We start from the raw sequence: 24,817 nt of genomic DNA, 5'->3' as shown, positions 1-24,817 counted from the left end.
GGACGAAGCGGTATCGACAACGACAGCGGAAGCAACGGCTAACAGCAGGAAGAGAAACGCCCGTGGGTCATCCGGCGTCGTCGCCAAAGCCCAGAAGGCGGGTGGCTCGGAAGGCCAGCGCACAGTGGTCCTGGTTGTCGCCATGCACCGGTCCGGGACCAGTGCGTTGTCGCGGACACTTAATCTGCTGGGGTGCGATACTTCCCCTAATCTCATGGGGGCAGACGAATTTAACGCGTCGGGATACTGGGAATCCCGTCCGATCTACGAATTGAACGAGAAAATCTTGAGTTCAGGCGGTGGAGGCTGGGCCGACTGGCTGGAATTCAACCCCAACTGGTTCCGTTCCTCCGCGATGGAACGCTATCGCGAAAGGGCCATCGCCTGTGTCGAGGCGGAATTCGGCAAATCCAATCTTTTCGTCATAAAGGACCCGCGCCTGTGTCTGCTGATGCCGTTCTGGCGCAGCGTATTTGAAACCATGGGCATCGAACCGGTCGTTGTGCATACGCTGCGCCACCCCATCGAGGTTGCGCGTTCCCTGGAACGGCGGAACAAATTCCTGATGCCGAAGGGGTTACTGCTGTGGCTCCGTTACACGCTGGAGGGAGAACGCGGCAGCCGGGGGCTGCGCCGCTACTTTACATCCTATGACGACCTCATGGATGACTATGTCGGCTTCATCGAAAGGTCCGAGGCGGCGCTCGATCTGTTCTGGCCGCGCAATTCCGACAAGGTCCGGCGCGAACTGGCCGGCTTTCTGGCCAGCGACCTGCGGCACCATCGGGAAGAAGTCAAGTCACTGAAAACTCTAGATTATGCCGCGAAATGGGTCGGAACCACATATGAGGTGCTGAACGAGTTTGCGGCGAACGGCGAAAATGATCGCGGCCTGGCCCTGCTTGACGGCATTCACGCGGAATTCAATGCCGCCGGACAGGCCATGGCCTTGATCGCCAAGGATAATGACGAACGATTCGCGAGAATTCAGCAGTTGGAGCAGGAGCGGTCTGAACTGATCGCGCGGCAAGCCGAGTTCGACCAGCAGGCCGAAAAACTAGCGAGGCTAAGCGAGGCGAAGAACCAACTCGAATTGCGTCATGCTGCCACGCAGAAGCAACGCGATACCCTTCTGGCCGCGGGCGCGGACATGGAGGAGCGTCACAAGGCGCTGATAGACGAACGGGCTGTGTTGCTGGAGCAGGCCAGCGCGATGGAACAGGCAACCGCTACGGCCGATCGGGAGCGCGCGGCACTGCGAGAAAAGATGCAGGTGCTGGAGGCCCGAATTGCCCAGGGCGACAAGCTGCGGGAAGAGCTGAAGGCGGCCCAGGGCGGCATCGAAACGCGCGCCAAGGAAGCGCAGCAGCAGGCCGAAGCCATCCAGCGCGCGAAGACCGCTTTGGAAGAACGCCATCTCGCCACGCAGAAGGAGCGAGATGCGTTGCGCGAACTGCGCGCGAAACTGGAGGCCGATATCACGGCGACCCGTCAGGAAGTCGAGACGGCGCAAGCCGACGTCGAGCGGGAGCGTGAGGCGTTTCTGGCGGAAAAGCAGTCGCTGGAGCAAGCCGTCGCAGAAATGGAAACGCGGCGTGACAGGCTTTTGGAGGAAAAGAAGGAGGCGGATCAGAAAGCCGTAGCCGCGTCGGCCGAGGCGGAATCGATTCAGCGCGCCAAGACCGCCCTGGAAGAACGCCATCTCGCCACGCAGAAGGAGCGGGACGCGCTGCGCGAAGTGCGCACGAAACTGGAGGCCGATCTCACGGCGACCCGTCAGGAAGTCGAGACGGCGCAAGCCGACGTCGAGCGGGAGCGTGAAGCGTTTCTGGCAGAAAAGCAGTCGCTGGAGCAAGCCGTCGCAGAAATGGACACGCGGCGTGAAAGGCTTTTGGAGGAGAAGAAGGAGGCCGACCAGAAGGCCGCAGCTGCGCTGAACCAGGCGGAATCGATTCAGCGCGCCAAGACCGCCCTGGAAGAACGCCATCTCGCCACGCAGAAGGAGCGGGACGCGCTGCGCGAAGTGCGCACGAAACTGGAGGCCGATCTCACGGCGACCCGTCAGGAAGTCGAGACGGCGCAAGCCGACGTCGAGCGGGAGCGTGAGGCGTTTCTGGCGGAAAAGCAGTCGCTGGAGCAAGCCGTCGCAGAAATGGAAACGCGGCGTGAGAAGCTTTTGGAGGAAAAGAAGGAGGCGGATCAGAAAGCCGTAGCCGCGTCGGCCGAGGCGGAATCGATTCAGCGCGCCAAGACCGCCCTGGAAGAACGCCATCTCGCCACGCAGAAGGAGCGGGACGCGCTGCGCGAAGTGCGCACGAAACTGGAAGCCGATCTCACGGCGACCCGTCAGGAAGTCGAGACGGCGCAAGCCGAAGTCGAGCGGGAGCGTGAGGCGTTTCTGGCGGAAAAGCAGTCGCTGGAGCAAGCCGTCGCAGAAATGGAAACGCGGCGCGAAAGGCTTTTGGAGGAGAAGAAGGAGGCCGACCAGAAGGTCGCGGCCGCGTTGGCCGAGGCGGAATCGATTCAGCGCGCGAAGATCGCCCTGGAAGAACGCCATCTCGCCACGCAGAAGGATCGGGACGCGCTTCGCGAACGCCACGCCGTGCTGGAAGCTGAGAAGGCTGCCGCGGAGCGCGAATCGGAATTGTTGCGGACGCAGGCGCGGTCGATGGAAGACAGCCTGGTCGACACGCGTCAGCTTCGAGACGCCCTGCAAGCCGCCAAGGACGCCCTCGAGTCCGATCTGAAGGCTGCTTCTGACAAGGTGCAGGAACTGACACAGAAGTATGCCGATCTGGAAGCCCGTCATCTGGAGGTCGAGCAAGAGCGGAACGCACTGACCCGGGACGCGGCCGATAAGGTCCGGGAGATCGAGGCGCAGCATATAGCTCAGGCCCGACTGGAGAAAGAAAAGTCGGACCTTGAGGTTGCGGTAGCATCGCGCGACAGAGAATTGGCAAAGCTGACGAGCGATTTGGCGACGGCGGAGACGACGGCGCGGGATCAATTGTTGAAGATCGGACAGACCGAAAATCTGGCGAAGCAATGGGAATCTGAATCCGCGCGCCTGGCCGCGGAACTGACCGACGTCCGCGCTGCCAGCAACGCGGAACTGGATGAATTGCGCCATGCGCTGGCCCAGACGGAAAGCGCTTTGCGGCAACGCCAACTGGAGACGGAACAGGCCGCGGACGATCTGGCGACGGCATACAAGCAAATGGAAGCGGAACGCGAGGCGCACGAGGCGCTCAAATCCAGGCTGGAGCGCGAATTGGACGAGGCGCGAAGCAAGTCCGCCGAGTTGGCCCGGGCGCGTCAGGCCGCGGAAAAGGCGGTCAATCTGCGATTTGAGGAAATCGCGCTGATCACCCGGCAACTCGCTGCTCGGGAAGCGGAATGGATGGATGCCAATGATGCGCTGGCGGAAAGTCGGCGTATCGCATTCGATCGGGAGGCGGAAGCAGGGCGCCTGCTCAATGATCTGGAACAGGTGCGACAACTTGCTTCGGACCGCCAGGATCAGGCCGTGCGGTTGCATGGTGATCTGCAAAAGGCCCATGAGGATATCGCTGCCCGTGATGCCAAGATAGGGCATCTGCATGGCGACCTCGAAACGGTGCGCCGTGTCGCCCAAGAGCGCGAAACCCGGATCAACCGGATGCATGACGAGCTCAGGGAGACCCAGGAAGTCTTTGCGCAGAGCGAAGCGCAGGCAGCGCGATTGCGGGAAGAACTCGCCCAACGCGAACGCCTGGCGGACGAACGGGGCGGGCAGGTCGCTCAATTGCGGGCGACACTGGAGGAGGAGCAGCGCCGCCTGACCGATGCAGTGGAACAGAAGCGGCAACTCGTCGACGCCCTTCAGGAAAAGGAAGGGCGGATATCGGCCCTCGATGCGCAGTTGGCGCAAGTTGAAAAGGATCATGGGGCGACCCGCACGTCGATGGAGCGCGCCTTGGACGACATACGGCGGCAGAAGGAAATTCTGCGTGCCACCGTATTGGCCAATCGGTCGGAACTGGATGCGCGGGAACATGCAACCCATGATGCGCAGCGCGCCAATGCTCAGATTTACAGGCAGTTCATGGCCGCTCTGGAGACAATGTTGGCGCAGGCCGTTCTGCCTTTCCCCGCATTTACCCGGAAAAAGACGGCTGAAAGGCAGCGTCGCATTCTTGACGAGCATGCATCTTTCGACCCGGCTTGGTATCTTGCCACGAACAATGACATCAACCAGGCCGGCGTCGATCCTTACGATCATTATATTTCGCACGGCGTCGTTGAAGGTCGCGCGCCCAACGCCGCGATGGAAGCACTGCGGATTGGTGGATAAGGCGGCGCCTGCCCCCGGAGGCGGCGCCTAATGGAACGGGAGCCGGGACGTGGCTAATCTGGAAGCCCTGTCCGCGGAAATTGGACAATCGGGTCTGTTCGACGCGGACTGGTACGCGGTGCATTATGCCGATGTCGGTATGACGGGAATGGACCCGCTGCTTCACTATGTCCGTTTCGGGTTGTTGCTGAAGCGCGATCCCGGCCCCGCATTCGATACGCGCTTTTATCTGGAGCATTATCCGGATGTCGCCGCTGGCGATATGTCCGCGCTGCTGCACTATATCCGTTTCGGCCAACAGGAAGGTCGGTTGGCCCGGCGACCGACGCGCGTCGAGATGTCTGTCGTCGATGTGCCGCGTCCGGCGAGCGCGCGGGACGATAGTGACTGGGCGTTTCGCATGGCGCCTGATGCCTTTGCCCGACGCGGGCTTGCGCCATTGGCGGACATCGCGATTGTGGCCGCCGCCGCGAATGATGCGGCATGGCAGGGGGTGCTGGACGCTTGCCGCAGGTTGGCGAAACCGCTGGACCTGTTTTACCACGGTCCGGTTGAACTCGATTTTTCCGCGATCCCGCCATCGGTCCGGTCGGTCACATGGCTTGGCGATGCGGACCGCGCTCATGCCGTTCGCGATGTTGCGGCATTTGCCGGCGCGGGGGGATTGCGGGATTATTGCGCATTGCTGTTGAGCAATCCTGCCGCAGCCGTCGACGAGCCTGTATTCGATCCTGTGCTTTTGATGGCCGATGATTTTCAGGCCGATGCCGACTGGGGATGCGCCGGGGCGGATACGCTGTCGTTGGACAGTGTCGACCCGCTTGTCCAAACCTTGTTGCGCCGGACGGGATTGCCGTTTCCATCCGGATCGTTCGCGGTACCATGCGGGTCGGCCGTGTGGCTCCGCCCGCTGCTGGCGCGAGTCTGGCGCAAGGTCGCCGACGATCCCGATGCCGTGCCGCTCGATTGGGGGCAGGCCTTGCAGATGCTCGGCATCGCGGCGGCGCAGGCGGATATGCGGGCGACCGCCACAGCGCGCATTGTTGCATCCCTATCAGCGCCAGCCCGGCCATTCCGTGCAATGGCATTCTATCTGCCACAATTTCACCCCATCCCCGAAAATGACGGCTGGTGGGGCAAGGGCTTTACGGAATGGACCAACGTCACGCGCGGGCATCCCCTGTTCGAAGGCCATGACCAGCCGCGTCGTCCCGCCGATCTCGGCTATTATGACCTGCGGCTCCAGGAAACACTGGCGGCGCAGGCGGCTCTTGCCCGGAGCGCCGGGATTCACGGCTTCTGCTATCATTATTACTGGTTCGAGGGGCGCAAGCTGCTCAACCGGCCGATCGAGCAGATGCTGGAGTCCGATCTCGATCTGCCGTTCTGCGTGTGCTGGGCAAATGAGAACTGGTCGCGCAACTGGGACGGCCTGCACCTCGATGTTTTGCTGGAGCAGCGTTACTCGCTTGAAAGCAATATTGCATTGATGCGGGAATTGATCCCGATGATGCGCGACCGACGCTGGATCCGGCATGACGGCAAGCCGGTGATGCTCGTCTATCGCATTGGCGTGATCCCGGACTGGCTGGAAACCGCGCGTGCCTGGCGGGACGAATGCCGCCGCGCCGGGCTGGGCGAGATTCATCTGTGCGCGGTGCGTTTCGATGTCGAAGATTTGCCGGGTCAGCCGCAGGATCACGGGCTGGACGCCTATGTGATGTTCCCGCCGCATGAAACGGTGCGGCAGGACGCGACGGGCGATGTCACCTCGCTGGCCCCCGCCTTTGCCGGCAACATATTGAGTTATGCGGCGGTCGTGGACAATGACCTGGCGCGTTTTGGCGACGGCTACCCATGGCCTGTCCATCGTGGGGCCATGCTCGGCTGGGACAATATGGCGCGGCGGGGCATGAACGCGCGCATCTATCATGGCGCCACGCCGTTCGCGTTCCGCCGCTGGATCAAGGGGATAGCAGAACAGGAAGCGGCGCGGGGGGGCGACGGAGAGTCGCTGATGTTCATCAACGCCTGGAACGAGTGGGCGGAAGGCACCTATCTGGAGCCCGACGAAAGCTGGGGAGATGCACGGCTTGCCGCATTTCGGTCTGCTGTGGAGGCCGTGCCCGAACTGCGCCTGTCGCTGGCGCCCAAGCTTGACCTGGACGTTATCGGTAATCCTATCGATCGCGACGGCAGGATGGCCGCGCCACCCCGGCGATACGCCGGCCGGCGCAATGCCAATGCCGCCTGGCCGACCATATTGGTCTGCGCTCATATTTCCGGCCATCAGCTTTTCGGGGGCGAACGTAGCCTTATCGACGTGCTGGAAGGCTTTGCCGAAATGCAGGTCAACATCGTTGTGACCTTGCCGAGCGACAATCACCCCGATTACGTCGAGCATTTGCTGGACCTTTGCATTGCCCTCTACGCGTTCCCCTATCCCCAGTGGATGGAAGGTCGGGCGCCCTATGCGTGGCTGACGCTGGATTTCGCAGAGATCATGCAGCGGCACGGAGTCGACATAGTTCATGTCAACACCATCGTCGTTCTGGAGCCGCTGATCGCTGCGCGGATGCTCGGTTGCACGACCGTTGTGCACGCGCGCGAATTGGTCACGCTCGACCCGACGCTGGAACAGCGAATGGGCGCTCCTGCCGGAGATATCGTGGCTGCGGTTCAGCGGCGCGCAGACTGGATCATCGGTAATTCTGCCGCCACCTGCGCGTTATATGGGCAGGGGGATAGAGCGCTGCACGTCCCGAATGCGGTGGCGCCCGATCGGTTCGACATGGAAAACCGGATCGAAGGTGCGATCCGTTTCGGCATCGTGAGTTCCAACATTCCGGCGAAGGGTATTGCCGACTTCGTCGAAGTTGCGCGTCTGACCGCCGCCCGTACGAGCGCTGCGCGATTTGTGATCTTCGGGCCGCGGACACCCGAAATCGATGCCTGGATGGCCGAGGTGGAAGCGGGCGACCGCCCCGCGAACCTGGAATATGCCGGCTATGTGGATGACCCGCGCGATGCGATGGCGAATATCAACGTCCTGCTCAACCTCTCTGTCTTCGGCGAATCCTTCGGTCGCACCGTGGCCGAAGCGATGGCGGCGCGTCGCCCAGTCATCGCCTATCATTGGGGTGCCTTGCCCGAACTGGTCGACCATGGCCACACGGGCTATCTTCTTCCCTATCGAGACCTTTCGGCGGTGGTGGCCCAGGTGGTCGCGCTCAGTGCAGCCCCGCACAGCATCACGGCGATGGGAGAGCGTGGCAGGGAGCGGATAGTGGCGCACTTCTCACCTGCCGTGCTACGCAATGCCTTGCGCCATGCCTATGATCGCATCCTGGTTCCGTTGGCAGGTGCGGACGATGCGAAACAGGAGTTGGCGCGACGGCCCATGGCCTCGACGGTCACGGTAATAGTGGCAACCGACGGCAGCACACGGGAGGAAGTGCGCGCCTGCCTGGACGCCTTGGTCCGCCACACGGACCCGGCTCTGGCACATATTCTTCTGCTGGACACGCACGGTTCTTCAACCGAGTGGGAAGAGGTGAATTCGGTTCGGCGGATCGGCTCTCTCGACGCCGCGCGAGATATGCAGGCAAGCGATTTCGTTCTGGTTCAGCCGCATGTCCGGGTCGGCCCCCGCTGGCTGGAAGGGTTGAGGGCGGCCTTCCGTGATCGTGAGGATGTCGGCTTTGCCATGCCGGTGGAACGGACGTTGTCGACAACCGGACCTATGTTCTCGCAGCAGTCCGGCACCACTGGCCTGGACGCAGCATTACTGATGGCGCTTCAGAGGCTGTCGACGTGCATTCCGGCCGAGGTCCAGGATATGGCGGTATCCTGCCTGTATGTGCGCGGGCGTCTTTTTTCGGACGTGATCGGGCAATGTGCGGCGAAGCCGGGCTTCACGCCGGCCATGGCGAGACAGGTCGTTCGCGCTTGCCGCAATTCCGACCGCGATTTCCTGCTGTCGCCATGGTCCCTGGTCGCCACCGCGCAAGATGATGTTGCGACGCAAAAATATCGTGCGATTCCCAATGATTATGCAGCGGCCGCGCTGGATGCCATAAGAAATGAGATTAGCCGTTGGGATGGGGCGACGGCTTAAATAAAAGCGTCACCGACCCATGCGCTTTACGATTATAAGAAAGTTTAGTTGGTCTTGACCGATTCTCGGACAGTCGGATGCTTTTTTGCACTTGCTTTGTGCGGCGCCGGGAGTCAGGCTGGAATGGTCCAAGAAATGATTAAGGACTGGCTTTCGTAAGGATTGCAGCAAAGGCCATAGGCCGAGGGAGAGGCTTAAGGCATGGCGGTCGACTGACCGTTGCGGATCAGATTGCGGATATGAGGGGAAGTTGGTGCAGAATGTGAAGTTGGCGGGGGCGGTGTCCGCTGAGGATGTCGCACGTATCAAGGAATCGGGTCTGTTCGACGAAGAGTGGTATCTTCGAACTTATCCTGATGTTCGCATGCTGCAAATGGATCCGGTAGAGCATTACTTGTGGCTAGGGGCCAGGCTTGAACGGAATCCGTCGCCGCATTTCAGCACCGCGGCATATCTGGAAGTCAATCCTGACGTGGGTGAGGCGGGCATCAATCCGCTGACCCATTACGCCAAGAGCGGACGGCGCGAAGGCCGCAAGATCGCGCCTCGCCGCAGGGCTTCCGACCCGTTGGCGTGGCGGCCGGGCGATGTACGTGTCGTCGATTCCCTTCCTTCGGTGCTGCTGTGCGCGCATGAGGTCAACCAGCAGATGTTCGGCGGTGAGCGCAGTTTCATCGACATGCTTGAGGCGCTCGCGCAACTGAAGATAAACGTCTATATTGCTGTTCCGCAGGAGGGTAATCCGGAGTATATCGAGCTGTTGCGTAAAAAGTCGTGCGGCCTGTTTTCTTTTCCTTATTATCAGTGGTCGAAGAACAGAAAGCCGGATGAAATCTCCATCGAAGATTTCACCTACGTTATTGAACAGTGCAATATCAGCCTGGTTTATTGCAATACGATCGTCTTGGTAGATCCCTTGATCGCCGCGCGCCGGGCTGGCCGCCTGACGGCCATTCACGCGCGCGAACTGATCGATCATGATCAGCATCTGTGCGATCGGATGGGTATGGATGCGCAGGGCATCATCGATCGTATCCTGTCACAAACGGATTATGTGATCGCCAATTCCGCCGCGACGCAGAAATTGTTCGCGGACAGCCGGCGCAGCTTCCACGTGCCCAATGTCGCGAAGGTCGATTCGCTCGACATGCCTAATATTGTCGGCGAACATGTCGTCTTCGGTATTGTCAGTTCGAACATCCCCAAGAAGGGGATCGCCGATTTTGTGGAAGTCGCGCGGCGCGCGGAAAACCTGGTGCCCAGCGCGCGTTTCCGCGTGATTGGTCCCGAGAACGCCTACATCGCCGAGCTCAAGGAAGCCGGCGTTCCGTCCAACCTGGAATTTGCCGGCTATGCCGAGAGTCCGGCCGAAGCCATGGCGCAGGTCAATGTCATAATGGCACTGTCGCATTTCGCCGAATCCTTCGGCCGGACTGTGGCGGAGGCGCAGGCCGCCCGGCGGCCGGTGATCGGTTATCGCTGGGGCGCGGTGCCTGAACTGATCGACGACAACGAAACGGGTTTCCTTGTCGGCTACAAGGATGTCGAGGCGGTGTTGGCCCGCGTGAACAAGCTGTGCAAGGATCCGGGCCTTATCGCGACGATGGGCGAGGCCGGCCGCCTCAAGATATTGCGGCAATTTTCGCCCGTCGTGCTTCGCAACAATTTGCGGCACGCGCTGTCTGCGATTCTTGCGGAGGAAGTCGGCCTGCGCATCGATGACAACAGGCGGCTGACCATCATCGTTCCGGTTTATAATGCGCCTGAAGCGGTGGAGCGCTGCCTCAATTCCGTGCTGGCCCGCACCGATCTGACGCGCAACCGGGTGTTGATGATCAACGATGGCAGCAGCGATGCCCGCGTCCAGCCGTTGCTCGACCGTTTCGCCCGCAATCCCGGTTTCCATCTGCTCGTGAACCCTCAGAATATGGGTTATACGCGCACCATCAATCGCGGTATCAAATGGGCCGGCGACGACGACATATTGCTGCTCAACAGCGATACCATCGTCCATGACGGCTGGATCGAAGGGATGCAGAAGGTCGCGTTCGGTACGCCCAAAACAGGGACCGTGACCGCGATGGGCGACAATTCGGGCGCCTTTTCCTTCCCGACGGCCAATGTCGTGAACCCGATTCCCGAAGGGATGTCGCATGACGAATGGGCGAAGCGGGTCATCGCCTTCACTCGGGAATCCGATCCGATCGACGTGCCGACCGGTAACGGCTTCTGCATGTATGTCCGCCGTGACCTGATGGACCATATCGGCCTGTTCGATGAGGAGACCTTTCCCCGCGGCTATGGCGAGGAAAATGATTTCTGCATGCGCACGATCAAGGCGGGCTGGAAGAATTTCATTTCTCCGCACGCCTATGTGTTTCACCAGCGCACCGCCAGTTTCGGCAGCGAAAAGGATGGGCTGATCAAAACCGCGATGGAAATCGTGCACCAGCGCCATCCCGACTATGCGCGAAAGGTGAAGGCGGCGTTCGGATCGGGGCGCATGAAGGCGTTGCGCGCTTTGTCCGCCAAGGCTTATGAGGACGCGCCCGTCCCGGCACTGCCCGCCTGGCGGGGCGCGCCGGTGGGAGAACCGGTTGACGACAACAAATATCGTTGCGGTCCGGAGCGGCGCTTCCTGTCCTTCCAGCAGATGATCATCGACTGGCACACGCTGCGCGGACGGGCTCCACAGCGCGACCCGGACCTCGTCTCGATCATCGTGTGCGTCTACAATCAATATTCGCTGACCAACAAATGCCTCAACGCACTCGTCCGCAATTGCGGGAGCGAGAAGATCGAGATCATCATGGTCAATAATGGCAGCGACGAGGAAACGTCCGGGCTGCTCGACAGCTGGGCGGAACGGGACGGCCGGATCAAGGTGATCCACAATTTCGACAATCTGAACTTCTCGCTCGGGAACAATGTCGGTTTTGCAGCCTCTAATGGCGCGCGGCTGGTATTCCTGAACAATGACACGGAAGTGCAGGGCGATTGGCTGACGCCGCTTCTCGCGCCGCTAAAAAATCCCGAAGTGAAGGGCGCCCAGCCCAAGCTCCTCTATCCCGATGGCCGCGTCCAATGCGTTGGCGTGGTCTTTTCCGGCAAGACGCCGCTCGGCTATCCCATTTATGTCGATGAAGCGGCGGATTCTCCGCTGGTTGCGGAAAATCGCCGCTTCCGCGCGATCACCGGCGCCTGCTTTGCGATGCGGGCAACCGATTTCGCCGAAGTCCAGGGGTTCGATCCTATCTTCATCAACGGGCAGGAAGATATCGACCTGTGCTATCGCGTCGGTCACGGGGAAGACGTGTTCGAATATGTCGCGGGCGCCACGGTGATCCACCATGAAGGGCGCACCAAGGGTAGGGGGCGCTTCATCATCCACAACCGGTATAGCTATGCGGCACGCTGGCGCGATGCGTTCCCGGGCGATGATGTCCGCCACTATGGTAAAGACGGCTTCGTCGTGAGCGAATATCAGATCGACCGTCCCGAACTTGAAGAGGCGGGAATCGCGTGCTGGCGCGCGAAGATCGAAGCACAATCTTCCATGTAGAGGTGCGGGTCGAGGCTGGCCCGATCACCCGATAGAAGATAATAAAGAAGCCGGCATTTGCCGGCTTCTTTATTTAAATTAATAATAATAGAATGAATTGGTTATGACGAGACCAGTCCCGCTATGGATTCGGTGGTCCAATAGATTTTCGTTGCACGCTCTATCGCCTCCGCTTTGCTCGGTTCCAGTTCGATAAGCTTGTGCATCGACTTCAAGCCCTTTTCCATATCACCTGCTTCCAAAGCAGGATTAAACGCCGGAACGAGCATTTTGATATGATGAACATAACCGGGCTGCACGTCGGTCAATATGTTGGAAATATGTGACCAGCTACGTTCGGCTGGAATGCTGCCGACCTCAGGCCGGTCGCAGCGCAAAGTAAACCCATACAGTCGGTTGAGGCGGTCTATGATATCGGCATTCCCCTGCGCGACCAATGCTGCGGCATCCGATGACAGGGTTGGCTTGTTACCGACAAGTCCATTTTCGTTCATTGTCATCATGAAGTCGATGAGTCGCGAACTCCCGGGCGCCGCCTTACCGTCAATATCGCGACAAAATTTTGCGCGATAATCTTGTAGTACAACCATCTGTTCGCTCGAAAGCGACGTGTTTTCGTTGATATGCTCCAGGCCAAGGCCTTCCTTGCCCGTCAATTCACATATTACATGTTCAAAATCTGCGACAGCATTGGCCTTGACCAATTGCGACCGGTCAAACATTCGGACCGTTACACTGTCTATCATCGGGTAGCTTTGGAATTTATCCAAAAAGCGGTCCAGCGGGCGGACATATGTGTCCGGGCGCGGGAAACGATAGCTAGCTTTAATGGATTGCTGTGCCAGCGACAGATACATGCCCAGCGGATCACGAACATAGGCAATCACGTCGATGCGTTCGATGTCCAAAGTGATCATCTGCAAGATTTCGACCACTTCCTCCGGGTCCAGCGTTAGGAACGCTTCGGAGGATACGAGTACATAATCGACGTCATCCAGTTCGGCAGAAAGCTGGGCTATGGTCTGCAGCGCGAATTCGCGTTGTCGTGCGTTATTACCTCTGGTCGACTTCCCTAGCAGCGTGCCGAGGCAGAAATTTCCGCTGGTCCGATGATGCGACTTGTAGAGGAACCCCTGTTCCTTAAGTGTTGTGCGTGCGTCGAACATTGCGGCTTGCATGGCGGAACTACCGCATTTGCCGTCTCCGATATGCACGATGAATTTCGCCAAAGATCTAGTCTCCATTGTCGCGTATCAATGTGGTAGAGCAAAGCCGCCCTCGTTGCAAAATGCTCGTGGGCAGCTTTGCTCCGCTCACCAAAGGTCAGGCCAGTTTGGCAAACCAATCTCTCAACCACATGCTGCCAAATTCATCATTCATGTGATTGAGGTCCATGTCGGGGTGCAGAGCGTCGTCATGACCATCCCCGATCGCTAGGCTCTTGGATCCCTGCGAATAGATAATATTGCTGGCGTTACCATTGACGACCGTTTCCAGCGGCTGTGGCAACAGTGCCGCTCCCATCGGACTATAGATGGCGTCGTTGAGCATGGTCAAACCTCGCTCGTAAGGCTTGGTGCTTTGTGAACCTGACGTGCGCGGTGCCGCCTTCATGGGATTATGTCCGAGATATATCGGCTTGTCCGTAATGGCGCGCAATTTCAGCAGCGTCGCATGTGACAGGGTGCCCTCAAACAGATCCTTCAAGGTGCGCGCAATCACGGCACTGGAATAGAAGTGGTCCTCGGGCGGAAGGAAGGGCCGCGCTTCCATTCCGTACAGCAGAAACGCATCATAGTGGTCCACATCGATTTTCATTTCGCCGCCCGAGGTGAACGCGATCGCATTGGCAACGATTTCGCTGGTCGGCACAAGGGCACGGCCCTCCACGACCAACTCTCTCAGGCTATGGCTACGAGCGCCGAAGAAGACGAGGTCATGCTCGATCTCGTCAATAGGTAGCATTGCAGCACCGCGTTTGAGCGACCCGATATGGCTATTTCCGATGACAGCAATTCTCATCGGGCTGCTCCAAAAGCTCCGAGCAACTCTTCCTCACAGACCTCCTCCAGCTTTTTGCTGCGAACTACCGCAGCCTTGCGCCTGGAGGCAGTGAAATAATCTCCAAATTTATGGACCAAGCCCTGAAAGAAATGGTCCATCACCAAATCCACACCACGTTTGTTCACGCCACGCATATTCGGTTCGAAGAAGCTTCCTTTGAACACCGCACTGTTAATGATTTCATAGGAAGGGAAATAATCCACCAACTTGTGATTCATCGCCACCTGCCCCGCGACGGCTCTCAAAACTGATTTGGAATACATAGTGGCGACCAGTACATGTTTGTCCGATTTGGTCGCAGTCAGTGGCACCGGAGAAACGGTGAGAATGAACCGCAATTTCGGATTGGCCTGTCGCATCATGCGGATGGCGTCCATCAGGGCCGAACGTACTTCCTCGAAACCCTGATTGCGGAATTCATGGGCATTTTCGTCGAATTCGCCGGCAACCGTCCCGGGGCACATGGGATATTCATACCCTTCATGTCGGTTGAACCAGCTTTCGGTCAACCCCAGCGTGAAAACGAAGAAATGCGCGTTTTCGATGCAAGCGCGAAAGGCCTTTATCACTTCCTCGCGCGATTGCCGCATTTCCGCCAGCGATTCAAATCCGTTTGGTTCGATCGCCGGTCGGAAAGGATCATAATAGCGTTCGCCCTTGCGCCAATATTCGTCCGGGGGGCTACCATGCCCCAAAGCCCAACTGGTCCATTGCCGCAACAGCGAAGTCGTATAGATATTGGCTGTGCGGGCCGAAAAGACGTTGTAATTATATAGTTTCGCACCTTCCTCGCTCATGCCGGGCGGCGGGGTTTCAGCCATCAGCCAGTTGAAGTGGCGGTTTTTCAGTGCATTGCCGATATGCTGTGCAAAGCATGATCCGAATGTGGCAACTGGGGCTTTGGGTGCAATCCTGAATTTGGGTGTCCATAGTTCATCGATATCGAACATCGAGCGATCAGCGACAGCAGGACGCCAGAAGGCCTTTCCAGGCAGATCTCCATAAGGATTGCTGGAAGATTTTTCCTGTATTTTCAATTTGGTCGCCATGAATCCTATGTTCCCCGCTGAGCCCCTGACCGCAAGTGAAGCTTCCATTCTTCACTTTGTTGCACTGCATTGGAGCATATCGGATCGAGGCAGGAATGCAAACCGCGATCCCGTTCAGACGCGGTGCATGCGTGCACGATCATGAGAATGGCGAAGGCAAGGATCGTAACGCGTTTGAGGTTGTTACGGATTTGCGCAGAACATGCGTACAGGAGTATGATGACATGAGCGGTGCGATGGCGCGGTTGAAATGGGGCGTGGCCTTCGCGGCGACGGCGTTTTTGGCGGGTGCAGCCGTATCTGAACCAAGGCAACTCCTGTCCGTCGATTTCGACGACGGGCAGGGCATGAAGGCGGCTGGCTCCAGCGCGATTGTGGACGCGCGGAGCAACCTGACCTTCAACGCGACCATCGACAAGGGCACCAAAGCAGCGGATCGGCCCGAAATAGTGACCCAAGGCTGCCATTCACCGCCCCGTTGCCTGCGTATATCGATCGACCCGAGCGCGCGGGGGGCGGCAAAGAACAAGATCATGTACAGTTTCTGGTCCCACTATAAGCCGCTGCCTGGGGGGGAGCCGGGACGGATCAGGATTGGCGATAACAAGCCGACCACTGTCCGCTTTTCCATGAAGCTTGATGACCAATACGATACACCGGTCCATCAAATGATCCATTTCCAGATATTGCAGCCCAAGGTGAGCGGGCGCGCCAGCAAAGTGAAAGATGTCAATCCGGGCGGTCCTGTTCTGTCATTGCGTATAGTACCCACGTCGCGTCGCAGGAATAAATCGCCCGATGTTGAGGAATTCATCATCGCAGTCCGAAATCCTCAGGCCGAAAATCTCTATTATTTCGACAAGAGGGACAAGGGCGTTCTGTATCGCGGTGAAGTCCGAAAAGGCGCCTGGAACACCTTTTCCTTCGTTCTTCAGTCGATGGATCGACGTGGGGAGATGGTTGGACGGGTGGGATTCTGGATGAACGACCAGAAGAAGTTCGACCATAGCGTTGCGTGGGGTTTCAATCCGGCCGTCTACGCGGTCAGCCCGCAAATGGGTTTCGAACTGGGAAGTTATCGCTCCGCCGATCCCAAAGGCCATCAGACGGTATATTTCGACGATATTCGCGTCGATCGCTGAAAACCTGTCAGGCGCGCTAGCGGCGGAACCGTTCCGCCGCTGCGCAGGCGAGCGCGTCGGCGCGCTCATTTTCAGGATGCCCGGCATGGCCCTTCACCCATTGCCAGCGAATCTCGTGACGGGCCGCCGCCTTGACCAGCAATTGCCAGAGTTCAGCATTCTTTACCGGCTTCCGGTCTGCCGTTCGCCAACCGTTTCGTTGCCAGCCGAATATCCATTTGGTGATGCCGTCCATCACATATTTGCTGTCGGTATGAAGCGTGACGCTGCATGGCTTCTTCAACGCGTCGAGTGCCTGAAGCGCTGCCATCATTTCCATGCGGTTGTTGGTGGTCTGTGCCTCGCCGCCCGAAATTTCCTTTTCCCGGTCGCCAAAGCGAAGCACCGCGCCCCAGCCGCCTGGGCCAGGATTGCCCTTGCAGGCGCCATCGGTGAAAATCTCGACCTGGGGCAGATCCGTCATGCGCCCAACAATTCCGACGGGTTCGCACCGGCATAGAAGTCGAGCCGCCGCAAATAGGCGAGGGGGTCCTTGCGTGTCACCAGTGCATCGGCGGGCGTATTGATCCAGTCATAAGCGCGGGTGAGCAGGAAACGCAGCGCCGCACCCCGGCACAGGACCGGGAAGACGGCACGCTCGGCATCGCCAAGGCCGTGCGCTTGGGCATAACCGGCGCCCAACGCCGCGCCACGGTCCGGGAACCAGGTCGAACCGTCATGACTGAAACACCAGGCGCTGTGCGTGACTGCCAGATCATAGGCGCGGACATCGACGCAACTGAAATAAAAGTCGATGAGCCCCGTCACCTCCTCGCCCAGCATCAGGACATTGTCCGGAAACAGGTCGGCATGGATCACCGAGCGCGGCAGGTCGACCGGCCAATTGGCATCCAGGAAGGCCAGTTCGTCGACAACGCGCCGCGCGAGACCGGGCGCGATCCGGTCAAAATCGTCCCCGCATTTTCCGGCCAGTTCGTGCCAGCCATCCTTGTCCAGCGCATTGCCTCGCTCGCCGGGGAAACCCCTCGCCGCCTTGTGCAGTTCGCCCAGCGCAACCCCCGCGGCACGGGCCTGCCCCGGCGTTGGCTCGGTTACCGAAATCCCGGTCAGAAACTCGATAAGGCAGGCGGGGCGTCCCGCCAGCTGTTGCAGGCGTCGACCGTTGCGGTCGGCGATGAAGCGTGGCACGCGGCAGCCGCGCGCGCCCAGATGATCCAGCAGGTCCATGAAGAACGGCAGGTCGGACTCGTCCACGCGCTTTTCATATAAGGTCAGGATATACCGATGGCCTTTGCCCTCGGATCCTGTCGTTTCCAGCAAGTAGTTGCTGTTCTCGACCCCCTCGGCAATGCCCTTGGCCGAGATGAGGCGTCCGGCGTCATACCGGGCGAGAAACGCGTCGATCTCCTCGGCGGGAACATGGGTGTATACGGCCATGGTTCAGCGTGTTTCCAGCCCGCGGGGCAGTTTGAAAGCGATCGTTTCGCGCGCGGTTTCAACCTGCCGTTCCTCGACCTGGTAGCGTTCGCCGATTCGGGTGACGACTTCGCGCACCAATATCTCCGGCGCGGATGCGCCGGCGGTGAGTCCCAGCGTCCTGACGGTCGCGAGCCATTCGAAATCAATCTCGTCAGCCCGCTGGATAAGCCGGGCCGGAGTCCCTTCACGCTCCGACACTTCGACCAATCGAAGCGAATTTGAACTGTTGGGCGCGCCGATCACATAGACAGCGTCGCACTGCGCGGCGATGGCCTTGACGGCGGTTTGCCGATTGGATGTCGCATAGCAGATATCCTCGCCTTTCGGCGCGGTGATTGCCGGAAACCGGCGCTGGAGCGCCGCAACGATCGCGGCGGTATCGTCCACCGACAGGGTGGTTTGTGTCAGGAAGGCAAGGCCGTCGGGGTCGGCAGGCGAAAATGCCTCGGCATCCTCGACTGTTTCGATCAGGGTCATCGTGCCGCTCGGCACTTGCCCGAACGTGCCGACGACCTCCGGATGGCCCCGGTGCCCGATGAACAGGATGTGCCGGCCTGCTTCGACCTGGCGTTCGGCTTGGCGATGAACCTTGCTGACCAGCGGGCAGGTAGCATCCAGATAATCGAGCCCCCGCGATTCCGCCTTGGCCGGCACGGCTTTGGGAACGCCATGGGCAGAAAAGACGACCGGAACGCCATCCGGAACCTGATCGAGTTCCTCGACGAATACTGCGCCCTTTGCCTTCAAACTGTCGACGACGAATTTGTTATGGACGATTTCGTGCCGGACATAGACCGGAGCGCCATATTTCTCGATCGCCCTTTCGACGATGACGATTGCGCGGTCGACCCCGGCGCAAAAGCCGCGCGGAGCGGCGATCAGCAGGGTGATGGCGGGCAGGCTGGCGGGCGCTTCGGTCATGCTCGCCGCTTAGGCGAATGTGCGCCGCGAGGAAAGCGGCTTGCTTGCGGTTGCGCGCGGGCCGGGGGATGGATAAGGAAGCGCAAAGCTTTCGGCCTTGAGGCCATGCCAAGGAAAATCTGCCCGTGACATTGTGTCGAATTGCCCTGACCGGAATGCTGGCTCTCGCTCTTGCCGGTTGCTCCCGCCGGGGTGAGATTGATCCTACCGGCGGCATCGTCGCCGTGCGCTCGGCTTGCCCAACGGCGGCGATTCCCGCGCAGACGGGGGACATCACGCTGTTCAGCCCGGCCAACAGCACCGACGCTTCGGCGATCGACGTGGTGGCGAATATCACCGACCTGCGTTCGACCTGCGTGGACGGGGATCAATTCTACACCGAAGCAAGCTTCACGGTGAACGCCCGTCGCAGCGACGCGAGCGCGGCGCGGCAGGTCACGTTGCCCTATTTCTCGGCCGTGGTGCAGGGCGGTAGCGCCGTTGTCGCCAAGCGGATCGGGCAAGTTACGCTGAATTTTGCGCCCGGCGCCTATCGGGCAAGCGCGCAGGGCAAGGCGGGATCCTATGTCAACAAGAGCGCGGCAACGCTGCCCGCCGACATTCAGGCCAAGATCACGCAAAAGCGCAAGGCGGGCGATGCGGATGCCGCGATCGATCCCTTTGCCCAGCCCGACGTGAAGGCGGCATTGCAGCGCACCAGTTTCGAACTGCTCGTGGGTTTCAACCTGACCCAGGACCAGCTTCGATATAACGCGACCCGTTAAAGCCAGCCCTATTTCCGTTCGGGCCGAGCTGTCGAAGCCCTGCCCTTGACTAGAAAAGAGCAGCATTTCGGCAATATCGGCGACGACGGACCCCGCAGGAAAGTTCGTGCCTTGTCTCTTTACACCCGTTTTACCGCTCATCTCGATACAGTGCTGGACGCACTGGAGGCAGACGGCGTGCTGCCCGCAGGGCTCAACCGCAAGGCGGTGACCGTCGAGCCGCCGCGCGATGTGTCGCATGGCGACCTGGCCACCAACGCCGCAATGGTATTGGCCAAGCCCGCCGGAACCAACCCCCGGGCGCTGGCCGAGGCGATCGCAGGCAAGCTACAGTCGCTCGACGAGGTCGAAAGCACGACAATCGCAGGCCCCGGCTTCATCAACCTGACGCTGACCGATGCGACCTGGCGTGCCGAACTGGCGGCGATCCACGCCGAGGCGACCGATTATGGGCGGTCCGATCTGGGGCAGGGCATAACCGTCAACGTCGAATATGTGTCCGCCAATCCGACGGGACCCATGCACATGGGCCATTGTCGCGGCGCCGTGGTGGGCGACGCGCTCGCCACGTTGCTGGAATATGCCGGGCACAAGGTCGTTCGCGAATATTATATCAATGATGCGGGCGGCCAGGTCGACGTGCTCGCGCGTTCGGCGCATTTGCGCTACCGCGAAGCGCTGGGCGAGGATGTGGGCGAGATTCCCGAGGGCCTCTATCCCGGCGATTATCTGGTCCCGGTGGGGCAGGCGCTCGCGCAGGAATATGGCGACCGCTTCATCGGCGCGCCGGAGAGCGACTGGCTGGTGCTGTTCCGCACCTTCGCGGTTGCACGGATGATGGACATGATCCGCAGCGATCTGGCGCTGCTCGGCATTCATCACGACATCTTCTCGTCCGAGGCCGAATTGCAGGCGGCTGGAAAACCTGATGAGGCCGAAGCCTGGCTGCGCGCGCATGGCCTCGTCTATGACGGCGTGCTCGAAGCGCCCAAGGGCGAGTTACCCGACGACTGGGAGCCGGTGGAGCTGCCGCTGTTCCGCTCGACCAAGTTCGGCGACGATCAAGACCGGCCGATCAAGAAGTCGAACGGCAGTTGGACCTATTTCGGCGCGGACATGGCCTATCATTTCCAGAAGGCGCAGGCTGCCGACCAGCTGATCGACATCTGGGGCGCGGATCATGCCGGTACGGTCAAGCGCATCCAGGCCGCCGTCGCGGCGCTGACGGAGGGCAAGGCCCGTTTCGACGTGAAGTTGATCCAGATGGTCCGTCTGCTGCGCGATGGCGAGCCGGTGAAGATGTCCAAGCGTGCCGGCAATTTCGTCACGCTGGCGGATGTGGTGCGTGAAGTGGGCAAGGATGTGGTCCGCTTTACCATGCTGACGCGCAAGGCGGACGCGCAGATGGATTTCGATTTCGCCAAGGTGGTGGAAGCGTCGAAAGACAACCCCGTCTTTTACGTCCAATATGCCCATGCGCGCATTTCCTCGCTCGGACGCCGGGCGGAGGAAGCGGGAATCGTTCTTCCCGCTCCGGACCTGTCCCTTCTTGGGACGGCGGAACTGGGTCTCGTCAAGCTGGCGGCACAGTTTCCCAGGGTCGTCGAAGGCGCCGCGCAAATGCGCGAACCGCATCGTATAGCCTTTTACCTCAACGACTTGGCATCAGCTTTTCATGGCTGGTGGAACATGGGCAATGACGATCCCCGCGCGCGGGTTATCCTGGCGGATGATCCTGCAACCACCTCCACCCGTCTTTTCCTTGCGCAGGGAATAGGGCAGATTATCAGCAACGGCCTTGCCTTGATGGGCGTGGTCGCACTGACTGAGATGCAGTGACGGAACAAGGGATTCGCATTTTCCCACATTATCGGGTCTTTCGACCGACCCAGGAATGCGTTGAAGGCGGAGAAGCGTGACGATGGCCGATTATGCCCGCGGCGGACTGGAACTGGATGACGAGGATCGGCTGCCCTGGCTGGAGCCGGCGATGGAGGACGAGGCGGAGGAGCGCATATCCCCGCTGCGCCTGCTCGGTCTCATCCTGCTCGGCCTGGTTCTGGTGGGTGCGGCGGTCGGTGGCATATGGTGGCTTCAGAACCGCGACGTTTCGGACCGGAACGAGGAAGGTGTTCTGATCGAGGCGCCGGCAGGCGACTACAAGGTGGCCGCCAATGAGGCCGACGCCCGCAAGTTCGAAGGGGAGGGCGACGCGAGCTTCGCTGCCAGCGAAGGGGTGGCCCGCGATGGCAAGATCGACCTCAACCGTGTGCCCGAAGCGCCCGTCACGGGCACCACCGCGGCGGCGCGCAAGCCTGACGTGCCTGCCCGCGCCGCGCCGCGTGTCAACGCTCCGGTGGCCGACGAAACCACTGAAAAGTCCGAGGCCGCGCCCAAGGCGCCTACCGGCGGTCCGATGATCCAGCTCGGTGCCTATGCCAGTGCTTCGGGCGCCAAGGATGCCTGGGACAAGCTGGCCAGGCGTTTTGCCTATCTGGCGCCATTGACCATGTCGGTTCAGCCCGTCGAGGTCGGGGGCAACACGCTGTATCGTCTCCGCGCGACGGCGGGTGCGCAGGCCGGAACGATCTGTGGCAAGCTGAAGGTCGCAGGCGAAAGTTGCATCGTCGTCAATTGACATGAAGGCATCGGCTCTTGCCGCTCACTTTGATCCGGCCGGCATTTGACCTTCGACAGGCGCGGCGCAGGCCGCTAGCATGGCGGCGATGAAGCCCGTTATCTTCGGCCTTGCCGGCGAAACCCTGTCCTCCGACGAACGCGCCTTTTTTGCTGAGGCGGAACCGGCCGGCTATATTCTGTTCAAGCGCAACATCGTCGACCGGAACCAGCTTCGCCGGTTGACCGATATGCTGCGCAGCCTGCATGGCCGCGACGACCTGTTGATCATGATCGATCAGGAGGGGGGGCGTGTCGCCCGGATGCAGCCGCCGGAATGGCCGGCATTTCCGGCGGGCGCCATGTTCGATCGCCTTTACGATGTCGCGCCGTCGAGCGCGATCGCTGCGGCGCACGCCAATGCGCGGGCCATCGCGGTCACGCTGGCCGAAGTTGGCATCACCGTGGATGCGCTCCCCCTGCTTGACGTGCGGCAGGAAGGGGCGAGCGACATCATGGGCGACCGGACGCTGGGGAGCGAACCCATGCGGGTCGCAGCCCTGGGCCGTGCCGTTCTTGCCGGTCTTGCCGAAGGCGGGGTGGTCGGCATCGCCAAGCACATACCGGGCCATGGTCGTGCGTTGGTGGACAGCCATATGGAACTGCCCGTGGTGGATGCCGATCTGAACGCGCTGGAAATCGACATTGCGCCGTTTCGCACGCTCCGCGACGCGCCTATCGGCATGACTGCGCACGTCGTCTATACCGAATGGGACGCGGCCCGGCCCGCCACGCTTTCGCCGATGGTGATCGGTGAAATCATCCGTCGGCGGATCGGCTTTGACGGACTGTTGATGTCGGACGATCTGGACATGAAGGCGCTGAAAGGCAGCATTCCCGATCTGGCCGCCGGCGTCGTTGCTGCGGGCTGCGACCTGGCGCTCAACTGCTTCGGCAGGATGGACGACATGACCGGCATAGCGCAGGCGTTGCCTGACATCGGCGACCTTTCCCGCAAGCGGCTCGATCGAGCGATTGCGAGCGTTACGCGCGGACGTGATCAACCCCCGCTGTCAGAACTGATCGCAACGCGCGACCGGTTGCTGGAACCTGTCCTCGCCTGATCCGCTCTAGCCGCCGCCCGGCGCATTGTGCCCTCCGGCGGGAACGGGGCCGCCGCTGGGCGCGTGACCGTGATCGGGGCTGCTGTCCCATTCGATATGATAGAGATCGAACCGGCGGTCGCGCAGATTGCGAACCGTGCCCTCCGCACGGGCCCAGCTAAGGTCGGCAAGGTTCACGTCGGCCATCGTCAATGTTTCCACATTCTCGGTGGATTCGGCAGCGATCCCGTCCCGAGCGAAGGGCAGGTCACAGGGCGTCAGAATGGCGCTCTGGGCATATTGGATGTCCATATTGTCGACATTGGGCAGGTTGCCGACATTGCCCGACATGACGACATAGCATTGATTTTCGATCGCGCGGGCCTGCGCGCAGTAGCGCACGCGCAGATAGCCCAGGCGCGAATCGGTACAGAAGGGGACGAAGATGATCCGCGCGCCCTGGTCTACCAGCCGCCGGGCCAGTTCGGGAAATTCGCTGTCATAGCAGATGAGAACGCCGATCGGTCCGCAGTCGGTCTGGATAACATCCAGAGAATCTCCGCCCTTGATGTTCCACCAGAAGGCTTCATTGGGCGTCGGGTGAATCTTTTCCTGCGTGTGGATGCTGCCGTCGCGCAACGCGACATAGGCGATATTCTGGATGTCGCCGTCGTCGGCACGCGTGGGGTGAGAGCCGCCGATGATGTTGATATTATATTCCAACGCCATACGCCCCAATTCCTTGGTAAGGCGGGGCGTATAGGATGTCAGCGTGTCGATCGCCTCGATCGGGGTAAGCTTCTTGGTCTCGTAAGAAAGAAGGGGCAGGGTAAAAAGTTCGGGGAATATGATGAAATCGGACCGATAATCGGCAGCGACATCAACGAAATATTCGATGTTGCGTACAAATTCCTCGAAGTCGGACACCGCGCGGGCCTGTAGCTGGCAGGTGGCCAGGCGGACGCTCTCCACACCGCGCGGGACGCGCATTTCCGGCGCTTCGTCCGGATTTACATAGGGATTGCGCCAGACCAGATGCGCCGCATGTCCGTCCGATTGCTTGTCCTCGGGCAGATAATTTTCCAGCACGCCAAGCGGTTCGAACTGGTTTTTCAGTTGAAAACTGATGACCTGATCGCGCAGTCGGCCGGCCACGCATTTGTCGAGATAGTCCTGCGGCCCTGCAACTCGCCGCCGCGCGCGCGCGTAGCCGGGCATTCGGCCCGCAATCACGATGCCATGCAGGTCCAGTTCCTCGGCCAGTTCCTTGCGCTCGTCATAAAGGCGCTGGCCGATCCGCAACCCACGCAATTTGGGATCGACGGCCATTTCATAGCCGTAAAGCCATTCGCCCGCCGCGCTGTGCCGCGTTCCGAAGCCGTTTGCGGTAATCTCGTCCCAGTCATGCTTGGCGAAGGCCATCGCCTTGCTGACCCGCATCGTCGCACAGTATCCCACGACCTTGTCGTCATAGAGCGCGATGAAGCACCCGCGCGGGAAATTGTTGATCTGGCCCCGGATGGTGGCCAGCGAATAGGTCGGCATGCCTGGGTAAGCCCGCGTGATCAGCCGTTGAATGCCGCGCACGTCACCGGGGACGGCGGCTCGAACCTCCAGACGTTTTCTGGCGGTGGTGGTCACATTCTGTCTCCCGTCCTTGGCTCGGC

15 protein-coding genes are annotated in these 24,817 nt (G+C 60.3%); 8 read left to right on the top strand and 7 right to left on the bottom strand.

The genetic code is table 11. From position 1 onward, the window contains the following. Window positions 1-286 precede the first annotated feature (286 nt). The 3 genes from J3E64_RS11660 to J3E64_RS11650 all read left to right on the top strand — a co-directional run bounded on the left by J3E64_RS11660 (window position 287) and on the right by J3E64_RS11650 (window position 12,012). On the top strand, window positions 287-4,333 hold the full coding sequence (locus tag J3E64_RS11660; protein WP_253342982.1) for a hypothetical protein: 4,047 nt from the start codon (window positions 287-289) through the stop codon (window positions 4,331-4,333). 49 nt (window positions 4,334-4,382) lie between these two features. Continuing rightward, window positions 4,383-8,450: a glycoside hydrolase family 99-like domain-containing protein gene (locus tag J3E64_RS11655; RefSeq protein WP_253342980.1), complete on the top strand. Its 4,068-nt coding sequence runs from the start codon at window positions 4,383-4,385 to the stop codon at window positions 8,448-8,450. Window positions 8,451-8,703: 253 nt separating this feature from the next. Then, entirely contained in the window at window positions 8,704-12,012 is a 3,309-nt protein-coding gene (locus J3E64_RS11650; protein ID WP_253342978.1) for a glycosyltransferase, read from the top strand. A gap of 101 nt (window positions 12,013-12,113) precedes the next feature. Here J3E64_RS11650 and J3E64_RS11645 read toward each other — a convergent pair whose 3' ends face one another. The 3 genes from J3E64_RS11645 to J3E64_RS11635 form a co-directional block, all read right to left on the bottom strand. Further along, complete coding sequence (locus tag J3E64_RS11645) at window positions 12,114-13,241, bottom strand: hypothetical protein (RefSeq protein WP_253342976.1); 1,128 nt, start codon at window positions 13,239-13,241, stop codon at window positions 12,114-12,116. 94 nt (window positions 13,242-13,335) lie between these two features. Continuing rightward, entirely contained in the window at window positions 13,336-14,034 is a 699-nt protein-coding gene (locus tag J3E64_RS11640; RefSeq protein ID WP_253342973.1) for a hypothetical protein, read from the bottom strand. Continuing rightward, window positions 14,031-15,125, bottom strand: a complete 1,095-nt coding sequence (locus tag J3E64_RS11635) for a GSCFA domain-containing protein (RefSeq protein WP_253342971.1) — start codon at window positions 15,123-15,125, stop codon at window positions 14,031-14,033. Before J3E64_RS11635 ends, J3E64_RS11640 begins: the two co-directional genes overlap by 4 nt. Window positions 15,126-15,349: 224 nt before the next feature. Between J3E64_RS11635 and J3E64_RS11630 the strand changes: the two genes are divergently transcribed. Then, window positions 15,350-16,267: a hypothetical protein gene (locus J3E64_RS11630; protein WP_253342969.1), complete on the top strand. Its 918-nt coding sequence runs from the start codon at window positions 15,350-15,352 to the stop codon at window positions 16,265-16,267. Between the two features lie 16 nt (window positions 16,268-16,283). On the opposite strand, the gene rnhA is transcribed toward J3E64_RS11630, so the two are convergent. From rnhA to ispH, 3 genes are read right to left on the bottom strand one after another with little or no spacing between them, the layout of a single operon-like run. After that, entirely contained in the window at window positions 16,284-16,730 is a 447-nt protein-coding gene (gene rnhA / locus J3E64_RS11625) for a ribonuclease HI (protein ID WP_253342966.1), read from the bottom strand. Beyond that, complete coding sequence (thrB, locus tag J3E64_RS11620) at window positions 16,727-17,704, bottom strand: homoserine kinase (RefSeq protein ID WP_253342964.1); 978 nt, start codon at window positions 17,702-17,704, stop codon at window positions 16,727-16,729. The genes rnhA and thrB overlap by 4 nt, the downstream gene beginning before the upstream one ends. A 3-nt stretch (window positions 17,705-17,707) precedes the next feature. After that, window positions 17,708-18,667, bottom strand: a complete 960-nt coding sequence (gene ispH, locus J3E64_RS11615) for a 4-hydroxy-3-methylbut-2-enyl diphosphate reductase (RefSeq protein ID WP_253342962.1) — start codon at window positions 18,665-18,667, stop codon at window positions 17,708-17,710. Window positions 18,668-18,822: 155 nt separating this feature from the next. Between ispH and J3E64_RS11610 the strand changes: the two genes are divergently transcribed. From J3E64_RS11610 to nagZ, 4 genes are all read left to right on the top strand, one after another. Further along, the gene (locus tag J3E64_RS11610; RefSeq protein ID WP_253343031.1) at window positions 18,823-19,431 is read left to right on the top strand and encodes a hypothetical protein; all 609 of its coding nucleotides are present in this window, start codon (window positions 18,823-18,825) and stop codon (window positions 19,429-19,431) included. A gap of 111 nt (window positions 19,432-19,542) precedes the next feature. Then, a complete protein-coding gene (gene argS, locus J3E64_RS11605; RefSeq protein ID WP_253342960.1) occupies window positions 19,543-21,270 on the top strand; it encodes an arginine--tRNA ligase in 1,728 nt (575 codons plus the stop codon). An 82-nt stretch (window positions 21,271-21,352) separates the two neighbouring features. Beyond that, on the top strand, window positions 21,353-22,069 hold the full coding sequence (locus J3E64_RS11600; protein ID WP_253342958.1) for an SPOR domain-containing protein: 717 nt from the start codon (window positions 21,353-21,355) through the stop codon (window positions 22,067-22,069). Window positions 22,070-22,157: 88 nt separating this feature from the next. Further along, window positions 22,158-23,171 carry a beta-N-acetylhexosaminidase gene (gene nagZ / locus J3E64_RS11595; RefSeq protein WP_253343029.1) on the top strand — a complete coding sequence of 338 codons (1,014 nt, stop codon included), beginning with the start codon at window positions 22,158-22,160 and terminating at the stop codon, window positions 23,169-23,171. A gap of 6 nt (window positions 23,172-23,177) precedes the next feature. On the opposite strand, the gene J3E64_RS11590 is transcribed toward nagZ, so the two are convergent. Next, window positions 23,178-24,791, bottom strand: a complete 1,614-nt coding sequence (locus J3E64_RS11590; RefSeq protein WP_253342956.1) for a carbon-nitrogen hydrolase family protein — start codon at window positions 24,789-24,791, stop codon at window positions 23,178-23,180. Between the last annotated feature and the right edge of the window lie 26 nt (window positions 24,792-24,817).

This window comes from Sphingobium sp. OAS761 (assembly GCF_024168485.1).
Lineage (GTDB): Bacteria > Pseudomonadota > Alphaproteobacteria > Sphingomonadales > Sphingomonadaceae > Sphingobium.
This window is presented reverse-complemented; position numbering and strand designations above follow the sequence as displayed.

Excerpts from the sequence above, each read along its gene's own strand:
- J3E64_RS11635 (WP_253342971.1), bottom strand. The coding sequence starts at position 15,125 with ATGGCGACCAAATTGAAAATACAGGAAAAATCTTCCAGCAATCCTTAT.
- J3E64_RS11600 (WP_253342958.1), top strand. The coding sequence starts at position 21,353 with ATGGCCGATTATGCCCGCGGCGGACTGGAACTGGATGACGAGGATCGG.
- rnhA (WP_253342966.1), bottom strand. The coding sequence starts at position 16,730 with ATGACGGATCTGCCCCAGGTCGAGATTTTCACCGATGGCGCCTGCAAG.
- J3E64_RS11630 (WP_253342969.1), top strand. The coding sequence starts at position 15,350 with ATGAGCGGTGCGATGGCGCGGTTGAAATGGGGCGTGGCCTTCGCGGCG.
- nagZ (WP_253343029.1), top strand. The coding sequence starts at position 22,158 with ATGAAGCCCGTTATCTTCGGCCTTGCCGGCGAAACCCTGTCCTCCGAC.
- J3E64_RS11610 (WP_253343031.1), top strand. The coding sequence starts at position 18,823 with ATGCTGGCTCTCGCTCTTGCCGGTTGCTCCCGCCGGGGTGAGATTGAT.
- ispH (WP_253342962.1), bottom strand. The coding sequence starts at position 18,667 with ATGACCGAAGCGCCCGCCAGCCTGCCCGCCATCACCCTGCTGATCGCC.
- J3E64_RS11640 (WP_253342973.1), bottom strand. The coding sequence starts at position 14,034 with ATGAGAATTGCTGTCATCGGAAATAGCCATATCGGGTCGCTCAAACGC.
- thrB (WP_253342964.1), bottom strand. The coding sequence starts at position 17,704 with ATGGCCGTATACACCCATGTTCCCGCCGAGGAGATCGACGCGTTTCTC.